Raw genomic sequence first — 13974 nt, 5'->3', positions numbered from 1 at the left:
TAAAAGTAATCTGCGCCACAAAACGGATTGGCGAGGGGTGGTGTGGCATGGGCCGGAAGGCCCGGTCGTAAGTTGAATGGGTAATAATGTGGAAATGAGCAAATAATGGCAATTAACCAATTATCCGCTTATTTACGGGGATTGCGGGCGTGGGGTGGTGAAAATGCGGCAGGATTCCCGAGAAAATCCCAGAAAATTCCAAGCCGAATCTGGCTTTTCTGCCCTTAACTATTACCCGTAAAATCGTGGCCCTGGCAAAGGGTGCCACTCTCACCTAGATGTATATTCCTTGAAAGGATAACGATGAGGTCCCAGACTCACCGCGTCGTCGCTACCGCTCTCACCGCCGGGGTAGCCGTTGCACTTGTTCCGGCCGGCGCCGCGCAGGCCCAGCCGGTTTCCGGGGCGGGCGACGCTCCCGTGGTCGATGCCGCGCGCCCGATGCTCAGCGTGGAGGAAGCCGAACGGAACGTGGCCGAGGCGCAGGCTGAAGTCCAGAATCGCCAGGCGGAACTCGAACAGGTCACCAAGAAGAATTCCACCGCGCAGGATGACCTCAAGAAGGCGGAAAACGCCGCGGCCACAGCTGCTACTGCCGCCCAAGAAGCCGCCGAGAAACTCGGTGCGGCTCAGAAAGAGCGCGATGCCGCGCAGCGCGCCGTTGATGAGGTGAAAGAAGCGGGTGAGGCAGCCAAGAATCAGCTGCAGGAAGCGGGGGCTCAGGCGCAGGATTCTGCCGAGCGTGCTGCCGCCGCAAAAACGAAGCATGATGAAGCGACCGCCGAGCTGGGGCGGGCAACGGAGAAACTCGGGGAACAGCAGAAGCTGGCGCAGCAGAAGGCCGGGGCGGTGGAAGTTGCCACTCAAGCTTTGACCAAGGCTGAGGAAGTTGAAGCTGCTGCCAAGGCGGATGAGAAGCGCTTGGAGCAGGAGGTCAAGGATCTCGCGGAGGCAGAAAAGGCCGCCCAAACGAAGCTTGCCGAGGCGCAGGAGAAACTGCGCCAGGCCGAAGCGGAGCGCGATGAGGCGCTCCAGAATGATCGCGCGAAGGTTGATGCTGAAACCGGAGCGGTGAATGATGCGCAGCGGCTTGCCGAGCAGAGGGCCGCGGAGCGTGACGCTGCGCAACAAGAAGCGCAGCGCGCCGAGAAAGAGCAGCAGGTCGCTGAAGGGAAGCTGCAGGCCGCTAACGAAGCCCAGCAAAAAGCGCGGGCTGCGGCTGATGAGGCTAAGCGGGAAGAAGCACGGCTGGGTGCCGAACTCAACGAGCTGGAGAAGGCAGCGGAGCAGAAGGTAGCAGCCGCGGAGAAGCTCAAGACTCCTATGGATAATGCGAAAAAGGAGCTTGATAACGCTCAAGGTAAAGTGACGGCGAAACAACAGGAAATCAAACAGGTTGAGTTCGCGCTCCAGACTGCCCCGAATCAGGCGAAGAAGATGTTGCAAGATCGCCTTGCAGAGCATCGTGCCGAGCTGAAAAAACTGGAAGCTACGGTGGCTGAAAAGAAGAAGACACACACCGAGGCTAAGGTGGCATACGAAACCTTAGCTGCTGAACGTGACGCTGCGCTTACCAAGCATGAGAAGAAGCGAGAAGAGCGCGCTGGCGCCCTGGTGAAAAAGGATAATGCTGAAAAGAAACTGACCGAAGCGCAGAAGTCGGCCACGGATCTTAACGCTGATGTCGCTACCAAGAAGGCCGCGGCTGAGCAGGCGAAAACCGCTGCGCAGCAAGCGGAGGCAGCGGCAACGCAAGCAGCCACCGATCTGCAAAACGCCCAGCAGAAACTAACCGAAACTACTGCCGCGGCGGAGAAAACCAAGGCAGCGCAGGAAGAAAAGGTGACGGCTGCGCAAGGCACGCGTGATACCGCGGAGCAGCAGCACGCGGATGCGGTGAAGAAACTTGCCGAGCTCAAGGGACGGGTAGAGAAATTGAAGCCGGGCTGGGCTGATGCGGAAAAGAAGCTCTCCGCGGCGAAGGTGGATGCGAATGCAGCACGCGATGCTGCGGCCCGGGCCGATGAGAGTGTGCGCGCCGCGAATACGAAGCTGGAGACTGCGCGGGAAGCTGAGAAAGCCAGCGCGCAGGCGTTGGATAATGCGCAGCGGGCTGCCATGCAACAGCAAGCTCAACTGGAGCGCTTGATTGCCGAAGCGCAGAAGTACGATGAGCGCGCTGCCACGTTGCAGCGGGCTGTTGAGGCGGCTCGGCTCGCCGGTGAAAAGGCGGATGAGGCACGTGCGGCCCATAACAAGGCAACTCAGGCGGTTACCGCCGCGCGGGAAGTAGCGCAGCAAGCGCAGGCCGCGCAGGTCGAAGCGCAAAAGAAACTGGGTGCGGCGACGGTTGCCCTGCACGCTGCTGAGCAAGAACTTGCGGCCGCCCGGCAGCAGGCCCCGGCCCCGAAGCCGGATATGCCGAAACCGGATGTACCGGGCGTGAAGCCTGCGCCTAAGCCCGATCAGCCGGGTACGAAGCCCGCTCCACAACCGGAAAAGCCGGATCAACCCGATCAGCCGGGCACGCCGGAGACTAAGCCTGGTGCGCCGGAGGTAAAACCCGGCCAGCCCGAGGTGAAACCTGAGGTCAAGCCGGAAGCTAAGCCGGATACCAAGCCCGACACAAAGCCGGGTGCGCCCGCACCCAAGCCTGAAGCTCCCGCCGCGCAGCCCGCGGCACCTCAGGCCCAGCCGAAGGTCCCCGCAACACCGGCTGCTCGCCCTGAAAGCGCAGCTGGCCACCAGGCACCCGCGAAACCGGCACTGGCGGCCTCCGGCAGCGAAGCACTCGGTTCCATTGGTGTGGCCACGCTCCTGTTGCTGGCCGGTGGGGCAGTGGTGCTGGGTCGCTCGCGCGCCCGGCACGTGGCGAAATAACTGAAATAACAGAAGTAACGTGGCGCTTCGCGCCGCATCAGGAGTGCTGCCCCGCAGTGGTAGACACGGGGCAGCACTCCTGAGGAAATCTCAGAAAAATCCAAGTCCGCTCCTGATTTTCTGCCTTTAACTATTCCCCGTACATTCCTCGATCTGGCCCGAGCGCCAGGCTCACCTAGACGAATTCCCTGAAAGGAACACGATGAGGTCCCACACTCACCGCGCCCTCGCGACCGCCCTCACCGCTGGGGTGGCCGTTGCCCTTGTTCCGGCCGGTGCCGCGCAGGCCCAGCCGCTCTCCGGCTCCAGTGCCGCGGCCACCAAGCCGCAAACACAACCCAATATCGCCCAGGCGGAGCAGAAAGTCGCGGCTGCCCGTGCCGCGGTCCAGACGCACCAGGCGGAGGTGGATCGCCTCGCTGCGCAATCCGCGACCGCGCAGCGCGCCTTGAAAGAAGCGGAAACCGCCGCCGCGGCAGCTGCCACGGCCTCGAAGAATGCCGCGGAAAAGCTCGGTGCTGCCGAAGCTGAAAAACTGGCCGCCCAGCGCGCCGTCGACGAGGTCAAAGAAGCGGGTACCGCCGCGAAGAATCAACTCCCCACCGCACAGGAAAACGCGAAGGATTCCGTGGCACGAGCCGAGGCTGCTGCCGCCGAGCGTGATGCCGCCGCCAAGCACACCCGGCAGGCCGCTGCGAATCATGAAACCCAGCAGGAAACGCTGCGGGAGAAAACCGCCGCGGTGGAGGCGTCGGCGCAGGCTGTCACACGCGCGGAAACGGCCGAAGCCAGCGCCCAGGCCGATAAGACTCGCCTGGCTGCGGAGGTCGAAAAACTAGGGGCCGCGGAAGCTGCCGCGAAGGCAAAGCTGGCTGAAGCGGAGGAGAATCTACACCAGGCCGAAGCGGCACGCGATGCTGCCGTTCGCGGTGAACAGGGGAAGATCGACGACGCCGCTAGCCAGCTGGCAGGCGCCACCAAGGCCGCGGAAGGCAAGATTGCCGCGCGTGAAACTACCCGCCAGGAAGCCCTGCGCGCGCAGGAGGCTGCCGTGAATGCCGCCCAGGATGCGCAGAAGGTTCAGCAGGTGGTAACTGCGGCCGAGGGGGTAGCGGCCCAGGCGCAGGCGCGGGTAGAGAAGCTGGATGCTGAGCTTGCCCCGCTGGAGGAGAATGTTACGGCCAAGGCCGCTGAGGTGAAGGTGCTTGAGAATGCCAAGCAGCGGGCGAAGGCTCTCTGGGAGAAGGCAAAGAACGACGCTAAAGACCGTGAAGCGTGGGTGAAAACGCTAGAGAAAGCTGCTAAAGAAAACCAGGACATTAGGAATTCCCTGGAGCAGCAGCGCCAGGAACTCAAGCAGCTCCAAGCCGACGCGGAAGCCAAAGAAGCAAAGTACCACCAAGCCGAACAGGATCACGAGGTAGCTGTTACGGAGCGCGATGCCGCGATCAACCTGCGTGATCCGAAGAAGGCGGAGCGTGATGGCGCCGTCGTCGAACAGAATAAGGCGGAGCAGCAGCTGCAGGAGGCGCGGGAGGTGACCGCGCAGCGTGCCGAGGCTCAGACCCGCGCGCAGGCGGAGCTCCAGCGCAAGGAGGAGGCGGCGCGGAACGCGGCCACGGAGGCCAGCCAGGCGGAGCAGGCCGTGCGAGAAGCGCGGGAAAAGCTCGCGGCCACGCAGGCGGAAGTTGATGCGGCGACGTTCGGTACGAAGGAAGCGGCCCAGCAAGCCAAGACGGAGCGGGATGCGGCGCAGGAGCGTCACACGGAGGCGGCCATGCAGCTCGCCAGCGCGAAGGGTAAGACCGCCGGGTTGGAGGCGCGCCACGCGGAGGCGGCGGCCCAGCACGCGGAGGCGAAGCGGGAGCTGGCGGCGGCTCGGGAGGCCATGACTCGGGCCGAACAGGGTGTGCAGACCGCGAACGCGCAGCTGGAAGCCGCGCGAACCGCTGAAGCGGAGAAAGTGAAAGCTGCGGAAAATGCGCAGCGAGCGGCCGCGCACCAGCAGGCTGAGCTGGAACGCTTGATCTCCGAGGCGCAAAAATACGATGAGCGTTCGGCTCGGTTGCAGCAGGCCACCGAGGCCGCGCGGCTTGCTGGTGAAGTAGCCGAAGAAGCGCGGGCCGCGCAGGAGAAAGCCGCCGCCGCGGTGACTGCCGCGCAGGAAGGATTGCGGCAGGCCCAAGCCGCGCAGGAACAGGCGCAGCAGCGGCTCGGCGCGGCACGCGTGGCTGCGCATGCGGCTGAGCAGGAACTCGCCGCCGCGCGCCAGCAGGCCCCGGCAGCGAAGAACACGCCCGCGGCCACGTGCGCGGCAACAGCGACGGGCGCACCCGCGGCGAACAGCGCAGCTCCCGTGACGAAGGGCGCGGCGACCGCTCAAAAACTCCCCGACACCGGCAGCGATACCAGCGGCGCCATTGGTGCGGCCACGCTTCTACTGCTGGCCGGAGGTGCCGCGGTGGCTATGCGCGCTCGCGGCCGGCGCTCAGACTCCTGAGAAAATCCCAGTTAATTTCAAGACGAATCTGGACTTTGTCGCATTAACTTATCGCATCACACAGCAGAGCTGGCACAGGGCCAGTCTCGCCCGGATGCATTTCCTCGAAAGGATGACCATGAGGACCCATACTCACCGAGCCCTCGCCGCCGCTCTCACCGCGGGAGTCGCGGTGGCACTGCTGCCGGCCGGCGCAGCCATTGCGCAGCCGGTGCAGAATAACGACGACGCCCGCGCGGCTACCGCCGCGCGCCCCGCGCCCGGCCTTGCCGAAGCGGAAAAGAACGTGGCGGCTGCCCAAGAAACAGTGGCGGCGCGCCAAGCCGACGTTGATCGACTCACCGCAGCTTCCGCTGAAGCGAAAAAGAAGGCTGCGGAAGCGGAAGCTGCGGCAGCGCAAACCGAAGCTGGCGTGGCACAGAGCGAAAAGCAGTTCGCAGATGCCACAAAAGCGGCAGAAGCCGCCCAGCAGGCAGCGGATCAGGTGAGCGAGGCGGGGAAGGCTGCGAAGGGCCAGCTCCGGCAGGCGGCTGATAAAGCCCAAGAATCCGCCGACCAAGCTGCCGCCGCGCAGATTGCCTACGAGAAAGCGGAAGTGGCCGCGCGGCAAGCCGCGGGCGGCGTCGCCGGAAAAGAAGCTGAGCTTAAGGAAAAGGCCGCGGCTGCGCAGGCGGCCGGTGACGCGGTAACGAAGGCGCGCGAGGCGGATGCGGCGGCTCGTTCGGAGAAGGAACGGCTCGGCAAGGAAGTAGCGCAGCTTAAGCAGCAGGAAAGCGCGGCGCTGGAAGCGCTTGTGCAGGCCGAGGCGGAGTTGGAACAGGCGAAGGCCAAACGCGATGAGGTGCTCGCGGCTGAAGTTGCGAAGGTCCGCAAGGAATCGGATGCTGTGCGCGCTGCTCAGGAAGCTGTTAAGCAAAAGGAAGCGGAGAAGGATGCCGCCGCTGAGGTGGCCAGCAAGGCACAAGACGCAATGGTGACTGCTACTGAAGCGGATCAGGCGGCAAAGAAGGCCGCGACTGAAGCGGAGAAGGCCAAGGCGGAAGCTGAGCGTGTGGTGACGGAACTGGACGCCGAGGCCAAGAAGCTTGAGCAGGCTGAGGGACCTCTTAGTGTTCAGGTGACCGAAAAGCAAGCTGCCGAGAAAGACGCCGAGGCTGCGCTAGCGGATGCGCAAAAGATCGAGAAGATGAAGCGCGAACAGCTCAAAAATCTCGAAAAGATGGATCCGGAAGATGTGAAGGACCTTCTAGCTACCATGAAGCAAAAAGTTGCTGACGCAGAGAAGGTGACTGCACAAAAGCAGCAGGCTCTTGAAGAAGCGAAAGCGGCGCATCGAGAGGCTGAAGCAAAGTTGGCAGCAGCGCGCGAAGAAACGCGGCAGAAAAAAGATGAGCATCAGAAGGCCGTAACCGCAAAGGAAGAAGCGGAGCGGCAAGTACAGCTGGCGACGACCGCGGCGGAACAGCGGGCTAAGGAGCTTGAGGCTGCGAAGGCGGAGTCCGAAAAGACTAGCAAAAAAGCAATGGCGGTGGCGAAAGAATATGCCTCCGCGCAGGAGGCTCGGGTAGCCGCGGAAGAGAAAATGAATGCCGCTGTTGCCGCCCAGCAAAAAGCGCTTGAGCAAGCCGAAGCTCCGGTACGCGAAGCGGAGGGCAAGCGCGATGCAGCTAATAAGACGGCCAGCGATGCTACCAAGAAGGTGAGTGCGCTCAAGGAACGCGTCGCGGAGCTCGAACCCACCTGGGCACAGGCTACTGAGAGGCTCGCAAAGGCCGAAAAGGATATGACCGCGGCGCAGGCCGCTGCGAAGGCTGCCAAGGAGGCGGCGGCTCGTGCGAAGGCTGTCGCGGATAAGGCGCGTGAAGCGGCTGCGGAAGCGCTGCGCACTCTCAACGCTGCGCGTGCCACCGCCGCTGAACGCCAGGCCACGCTAACCCGACTGGCCAATGCTTCGAATGAGCACGACGAACGGCAGTGGGATGTTCGGCTAGCTACGGAGAAGGCACGGGCCGCTGAAGGCGCACTGCAAAGCGCCCAGGAAGCTCACGGTAAGGCGACGCTCGCGCTCGAGGCGGCTCGTGAAGCGGAAGAGGTTGCGTTGAAAGCCCAGGAGGAGGCACAACAGCAGCTGACCGCGGCCAACCTTGCCTTGCAGGTCGCCCAGCGAGATCTGGAATTGGCCCGTCAGCAGGCCCCAACTCCGGAGCAGAAGCCGGGGCAGGCGCCTGATGCACCGTCGTCGCCCCAGCCTTCCGGCAATCCCGCGGCGAAGCATTCCGCGGCAGGGAATAAAACGACTACCGCAAAGCGAGCTGTGGCGATGAACGCGGCTCCCACGCAGAAGCTCCCCGAAACCGGAAGCGATATGAGCGGCGCTATCGGTGCAGCTACGCTGCTGCTGGTGGCCGGCGGCGCGGTGGCTTTCGGTCGTTCTCGCGCGCGGCATGCGGTGAAGTAAGGGCGTGTAGGCATTAGGTGGCAGCGCGTGATGCCACGTGTTGCGAATAGGTGCTCCGCCCGGCCAGTATCACTTCTGGCTCCGGGCGGGGCACCTTGTTTTCACGGCTGTACTTCGATTGTGTTACGGATGCAGTACAGCTCGAAACACATATATGCCTGCCCGCGCGGGTCCGGCAAGGCGGAGACCGCGCGATACAAGCCTCGCGCCGGGTTCCGCCGCGCCGTCGCACTACGCGCCCACCCCGCCGCGCAAACCAGCCCGCAGGATACCACCACCGCCCTGCGCCCCATCCACCACGTCCACCAGGTATTTCACCATGCGTTCCACTTTTGAATCCGTGCGATAGCGCGTCTACCATTGTCACGCGGCGTTTTGGCGCCGTACGACTTTGATCTATCCGAAAGAGAACGAAAAGAGAAGGAAGTCATGCCACGCACTAGTTTTGGCAGCGCCGGCCACGGCGCATCCACCACCGCCCGCACCTCGCTCGCGAAGTGCGTTGCCGCCATGGGGTCCTTGGCGATTCTTGCGGGGATGATGGGGGCATGCACCAAGAGTAGTGATGAGGCGGCAGCCACCTCCGCTCCCGCGGCCAGCTCCGCAGCTCCGGCTGCTAGCTCCGCCGTCGTCACTCCCGCCGCTTCGGAAACCCCGCCGGAAAAGCTCCCGGCCGTTATCCCCAACCCGGCGCACCCGCAAAGCGCAACCGAACTTCTCGGTACCCTGACCGTTGCCGAACCTTCCGCCACCGACAAGGCCGATCCGGCGAAGTTCGGTCCCGATGCCGCCGAGGCAAACGAAGACGCATGTAACGTCTACACGGACGTGCTGCGCCGCGACCTCGTGAACGTCGGCGTGCAACCCGGCACCTCCGGGTGCGGCATCGCCTACGGCACCCTGGTGGATAGCTACACCGGGAATATGGTTGACTACGCGCGGCCCGAAGCGGGAACCAAGACCGTGGTGGTGGACCGCATCGTCAGCCTCGATAACGCCTGGGCTTCGGGCGCCAACCAGTTCACGGACGAGCAGCGCGCCGCCTTCGCCAGCGACCCGCGCAATATGCAGGCAGTCTCCGCGGACCAGGCCAAGGAGAAGGCCGGGCGTTCCGCCGCCGAATGGGTCCCCGCGAATAAGAACTTCACCTGCCAATATGTGGCGCGCCAGATCGGCGTGAAGGCCACCTACGGGCTGACCGTCACCCAGGCCGAACACGATGCTTTCGCCCAGTACCTCCAGACCTGCCCGAACCAGCTGGTCCCCGGTTGGGAAGGCCCGGCAGGCAAGTAACAAGTAATAATTAACATAACGGTGATCGCGCCGGCACCCGCGGCGCGGCACAAAAGTGGCCGGGGGCGCGCAGCTCCCGGCCGCTTGCCGTATGATCACAAACGGTGCGTCACCAGCAACCGGAAGGACATGTATGACCTCGCGTTTACGGCTCAACCCCGATTTCGACGACGCCGCGCATACCCTTCCGGTCTCCCTCAGCGAACGTCCCACCGCCACCCCGCGCGCGGCCCTCCCGGCCGCTATCCTCGCCGGCGAAACCACCACCGGGGAATCCGGGGAGGAGGAAAACCGCGCGAATCCCCTGGGCGTCTGCGATATGTTCCGGGTGGGGATAGGCCCGTCGTCGTCGCATACCGTGGGACCCATGCGCGCCGGGCTGCATTTCGCAACGCTGCTGGCCGCCCGCGCGCCGGGCGCTCGCATCACGAGCCTGCGCGTGGATCTTTTCGGTTCCCTGGCCGCCACCGGACGCGGGCATAATACCGACCGCGCGGTGCTTCTGGGGCTATCCGGCTACAGCCCGGAAAATGTGTCTATCGCGGTGGTGGACGGTATGGAAGCCGCTATCGACACCTCCGGGACGCTCACCGTGCCCGGTTTCGCCCCCACACCGTTCGTGCGTGAACGCGATATTATTTTCCGCCCCCGCGATATTTTGCCCTACCACGTTAATGCGCTGACGCTGCGCGCCTGGGCGGGCGAGGAGCTCCTTGCCGAACACACCTATTATTCGGTGGGTGGCGGTTTCGTGATGGAAGAACTGGGCGATCCGGCAGAACCGCGGGTGGCGCCACTCGCCACCGAAGAACAGGCCGACGCCGCCCAGACCGCTGTCCCCTACCCATTTTTCACCGCCGCCCGGCTGCTGGAGCTCTGTTCCGAAACGGGCATGCGCATCTCCGAACTCGCGCTCGCTAACGAAACCGCGCTGCGCCCGCACCGGTCCGTTATTGCTCATATGGATCGGGTACACGCGGTTATGGGCGAGGCCATTAAAGCCGGTATTGCCACGGAGGGCACTCTTCCGGGCGGGCTGCGCGTGAAGCGGCGCGCCCCCGGGCTGGCCCGCGAGCTGGAAGAAAAAACCGCGGCGGGGCACCGTGCGGATCAGCTGGAAGCGCTCGGGTGGGTCAATCTTTTCGCCCTGGCCATCAACGAAGAAAATGCGGCCGGCCACCGGATTGTCACCGCGCCGACGAACGGCGCGGCCGGCGTCGTTCCCGCGGTCCTCACGTACTATGAACGTTTTGTGCCCGGTGCCACCCGCGAGGGGATGTATAACTTCTTGCTGGCCGGGGCGGCCATCGGCGGCATTATTAAAACGAATGCGTCCATTGCCGGGGCGGAAGTGGGCTGCCAAGGGGAGGTTGGTTCAGCCTCCGCGATGGCGGCCGCAGGTTTCGCGGAGGCCCTGGGCGGCACCCCGGCCCAGGTGGAAAACGCAGCGGAAATTGCTATGGAGCACTCCCTCGGCCTCACCTGCGATCCGGTGGGCGGTCTGGTGCAAATCCCGTGCATCGAACGCAATGCCATGGCGGCAGTCAAATCCATTAATGCGGCCTATATCGCGCTGTGGGGCGACGGCTCCCACACCGTCTCCTTCGATACCGTGGTGGAAACTATGCGCCAAACCGGGATGGATATGCTTTCCAAATATAAAGAGACCTCGGAGGGCGGGCTCGCCGTCAATGTGGTGGAGTGCTAGCGGGCCCGGTCCGCGGCGCTAGGTGAAACTGTGCGAAGGGGGCGCAAAATTGCCCGGTGCGGGGTCCGAAACTAGCCGGAGCACTCCTGAAATGTGACGTAGCGCAAGCCCTGCGCAGTCCCATTAGGCGGAACTTAGTTCCATAATAGAGATATGAACGGCTGCCGCGGCATGCTGCCCATTCGGGGTAGCTGGCCGCGCGCCACTGACAAGGGGTTGGAATGTTTTCTGGTGTGTATTGCCCGTCGGTCACGTTGATCGATGATTCGGGTGCGATTGATTATCCGGCGATGGCTGCCCATATTGATCGTCTTGCCGAGTCCGGGCTCAACGGGGTGCTTTTCTTCGGTTCGATCGGGGAGTTTTTCTCCTTTGCCACCGAGGAGAAGGCCGAGTTCTTGAAGTTTGCGGTCAAGCAGGCCGCGGGGCGCTTCCAGGTGTTGGCCGGGGTGAGTGCGGCCCGGCTGGGTGAGGTGCTGGAGAATATCGCCGCAGCTGAGGCGGCCGGGGTTGATGGTGTGGTTGCTCTTCCGCCGTTCTATTTCGGGCATTCGTACGGGCGGGCGCTTGATTTTTATGATGCGGTTGCGGGTGCGACGCAGCTGCCGGTGATGCTTTATAACTTCCCGGAGCGTACGGGTGCGGATTTGAGTCCGGAGTTGGTGGCGGAGTTGGCTGGCCGGCACGCGAATATTGTGGCGCTTAAGGATACGGTGGATACGCAGAGTCATACGCGGCGGGTGATTCGTGAGGTGCGGAAGGTGCGTGCGGATTTCGCGGTGCTTTCTGGTTTTGATGAGTATTACATTGGGAATCGGGTGTGTGGTGGGGCTGGGGTGCTCTCTGGCTTGACGAATCTTATCCCTGAGGTTTTCGCGGCGATGCATGCGGCTTATGAGGCTGGAGACGTTGCGGGGGCGGCTGTTGAGTTGGGGAAGATTACTCGTTTGGCTGCGGTGTATGAGATCGGTGATATTTTCATTGCTGCGATTAAGGAGGGGGTGCGTTTGTGCGGGGTGGAGTGCTCGCCGTTGATGCGTGCCCCGCAGGTGCCGTTGAGCGTGGAGGATTCGGAGAAAATCGCGGCGCTGCTACGCGAGGTGCGCGCATAAATACGCACGCATGAAATACCGCGTATTAAATACCACGCATTAAATACGACGACGCCCGGGGTGGGCGGAAAATCCGCCCACCCCGGGGCCAGCCGGCCACCGTGTTCCTTGCCCGCGCCGCGGCCCGGGAAATATTCAGCACCATCTTCACCCACCCGCAAATTGAATTGTTGCGTAAATATTGGACTGAAGTGTATGTTAATAATGTATCTAATGTGAGATACGCTTCTCGGCAACAATTTCGACCAGTTGCGTCGATGATGATGTAACTCTGAGCGAAGTGAAAATTGAGGCGCCGTGAGATAAGGAGGCGAGTCATGTGGTGGCGCATATTCCCAGAAGGGATGTGGGGTGGAATCCTCATCTTTCTCGCTGCCAATCTCAAGCAGGGCGAATGGACTGATATCCCGGTTGTTCTCGAGACCGTCCTGCTGGTTCTCTTAGCATTGTGGAGTTTTTCTTGGCGGCGGCGGGAAGGTCTCACGGAAATCCTCCACGCGGGATTCTATATGGCAAGTGCAATAGCGCTGCTGGTAATACAGAATTCGTCATGGACGCAATTTGCCGTGGTTATCCTTGTGGTGGGCTACATGGTCGGCTATAAATATCGGAGAGAAAACCTCGCTATAGGAAGCGAAAATTAGTACACCCTGGGGCGTGATTGTCAGCGTACGGCCGCCAATCACGCCCCAGTTTTCGGCTCATAGATCACCATTGCCCATATCGGCATGGCCATTGTTGCCGATCAATTATGAGGGCAAGTTCCCGTTAGGGCCGCTGGCCTACTTCGAAAGTATTAACCGTCCAGGCGCGCAGCTGGTCGGAAAGTGTCACGCCCAGGCCGGGACGGTCAGAAACGATCATGCGGCCGTCCTTGATTTCCATATGCTCATTGAAGAGCGGATCCAGCCAGGTGAAGTGCTCCACCCACGGCTCCAAGGAGTAGGTGGCCGCCAGGTGGGAGTGGATCTCCATGGCGAAATGCGGGGCGAGTTGCAGCCCGGCATGCTCGGCCAGCTTCGTCAGCTTGAGGAATTCCGATACGCCACCCACGCGCGGGGCGTCCGGCTGGATGAAATCGCAGGAATGGTTCTCGATGAGCTTGACGTGTTCGGCCACCGAAGCGAGCATCTCACCGGTAGCAATCGGGGTGATGAAACGCCGCGCAAGCTCCGCGTGCCCTTCGTAATCGTAGGCATCCAGCGGTTCCTCAATCCACACCAGGTTGAATTCTTCCAGCCACTCGCACATGCGGTTCGCGGTGGGGCGATCCCACTGCTGATTCGCATCAACCATAAGCGGGAAATCATCGCCCAGGGCCTCGCGCACCGCCTTGACGCGGGTGTAATCCACCTGGTGATCCGGGTGGCCCACCTTGATCTTGATACCGCCAATGCCCCGCTCCTTCGAGGCCAGCGCATTTTCGATCACTTCCTCTAGCGGCGAGGAAAGGAAACCACCGGAAGTGTTGTACGTGCGGATGGAGTCGCGGTGGGCACCAATAAGCTTGGAGAGCGGCAGCCCGGCCCGCTTCGCCTTCAAATCCCACAGGGCCACATCAATGGCGGCGATGGCCTGCACCGCCACCCCGCTGCGCCCCACCGAAGCCCCGGCCCACAGCAGCTTCACCCGCAGCCGGTCAATATCATTGGGATCTTCTCCGATAAGGTTATCGGCCACCTCGGAGGCGTGGGCGAATTGGGCTGGCCCACCCGCTCGTTTCGAATATGAAAAACCGACTCCGGAATGGCCGTCGGTTGTTTCGATTTCGCAGAAGAGGAAATTCACCTCCGTCATGGGCTTTTGCCGCCCGGTGAACACCTTTGCGTCAGAAATCGGGTTGTTCAGTGGCAAAATAACGTGGGAAAGCTTCACGTGTGCGATGGTATCCCGGCTCACAATATGCTCCTTTGCCTTGGGGTCTGCCTGAGATATGCCGGAAAGGCACCCGTGCGGCGGTGCACACACGGCGTCAGCCTACTTACCGGCAATACAAGTATCTACACATGTAGACCGCGCCAAG

General features: G+C 62.5%; 8 protein-coding genes. 7 read left to right on the top strand and 1 reads right to left on the bottom strand.

Translation table 11 applies throughout. The features are described 5' to 3' along the window. Positions 1-303 precede the first annotated feature (303 nt). The 7 genes from ACTFPK_RS05220 (at position 304) to ACTFPK_RS05190 (ending at position 12595) form a co-directional block, all read left to right on the top strand. Positions 304-2880 carry a hypothetical protein gene (locus ACTFPK_RS05220; protein ID WP_439911263.1) on the top strand — a complete coding sequence of 859 codons (2577 nt, stop codon included), beginning with the start codon at positions 304-306 and terminating at the stop codon, positions 2878-2880. A gap of 202 nt (positions 2881-3082) precedes the next feature. Further along, positions 3083-5380, top strand: a complete 2298-nt coding sequence (locus ACTFPK_RS05215; protein ID WP_439911262.1) for an LPXTG cell wall anchor domain-containing protein — start codon at positions 3083-3085, stop codon at positions 5378-5380. Positions 5381-5498: 118 nt separating this feature from the next. Next, entirely contained in the window at positions 5499-7838 is a 2340-nt protein-coding gene (locus tag ACTFPK_RS05210; protein WP_439911261.1) for an LPXTG cell wall anchor domain-containing protein, read from the top strand. Between the two features lie 429 nt (positions 7839-8267). Further along, positions 8268-9131: a GmrSD restriction endonuclease domain-containing protein gene (locus ACTFPK_RS05205; protein ID WP_274732471.1), complete on the top strand. Its 864-nt coding sequence runs from the start codon at positions 8268-8270 to the stop codon at positions 9129-9131. 133 nt (positions 9132-9264) lie between these two features. Further along, a complete protein-coding gene (locus tag ACTFPK_RS05200) occupies positions 9265-10839 on the top strand; it encodes an L-serine ammonia-lyase (RefSeq protein ID WP_274732470.1) in 1575 nt (524 codons plus the stop codon). A gap of 221 nt (positions 10840-11060) precedes the next feature. Next, entirely contained in the window at positions 11061-11951 is an 891-nt protein-coding gene (locus ACTFPK_RS05195) for a dihydrodipicolinate synthase family protein (protein ID WP_274732469.1), read from the top strand. A gap of 317 nt (positions 11952-12268) precedes the next feature. Then, complete coding sequence (locus ACTFPK_RS05190; RefSeq protein WP_274732468.1) at positions 12269-12595, top strand: hypothetical protein; 327 nt, start codon at positions 12269-12271, stop codon at positions 12593-12595. Positions 12596-12719: 124 nt separating this feature from the next. On the opposite strand, the gene ACTFPK_RS05185 is transcribed toward ACTFPK_RS05190, so the two are convergent. Next, a complete protein-coding gene (locus ACTFPK_RS05185) occupies positions 12720-13850 on the bottom strand; it encodes an L-talarate/galactarate dehydratase (RefSeq protein ID WP_274732467.1) in 1131 nt (376 codons plus the stop codon). Between the last annotated feature and the right edge of the window lie 124 nt (positions 13851-13974).

It is taken from the genome of Actinotignum sp. UMB0459 (assembly GCF_051905915.1).
In the GTDB taxonomy this organism is placed as follows: Bacteria; Actinomycetota; Actinomycetes; order Actinomycetales; family Actinomycetaceae; genus Actinotignum; species Actinotignum sanguinis.
Note: the sequence above shows the minus strand (reverse complement) of the source record. Positions and strands in the feature narration are given on the sequence as shown.

What these genes read in the sequence shown, in the direction of transcription:
- ACTFPK_RS05190 (WP_274732468.1), top strand. Translation starts at nt 12,269, where the DNA reads ATGTGGTGGCGCATATTCCCAGAAGGGATGTGGGGTGGAATCCTCATC.
- ACTFPK_RS05210 (WP_439911261.1), top strand. Translation starts at nt 5,499, where the DNA reads ATGAGGACCCATACTCACCGAGCCCTCGCCGCCGCTCTCACCGCGGGA.
- ACTFPK_RS05220 (WP_439911263.1), top strand. Translation starts at nt 304, where the DNA reads ATGAGGTCCCAGACTCACCGCGTCGTCGCTACCGCTCTCACCGCCGGG.
- ACTFPK_RS05215 (WP_439911262.1), top strand. Translation starts at nt 3,083, where the DNA reads ATGAGGTCCCACACTCACCGCGCCCTCGCGACCGCCCTCACCGCTGGG.
- ACTFPK_RS05195 (WP_274732469.1), top strand. Translation starts at nt 11,061, where the DNA reads ATGTTTTCTGGTGTGTATTGCCCGTCGGTCACGTTGATCGATGATTCG.
- ACTFPK_RS05205 (WP_274732471.1), top strand. Translation starts at nt 8,268, where the DNA reads ATGCCACGCACTAGTTTTGGCAGCGCCGGCCACGGCGCATCCACCACC.
- ACTFPK_RS05200 (WP_274732470.1), top strand. Translation starts at nt 9,265, where the DNA reads ATGACCTCGCGTTTACGGCTCAACCCCGATTTCGACGACGCCGCGCAT.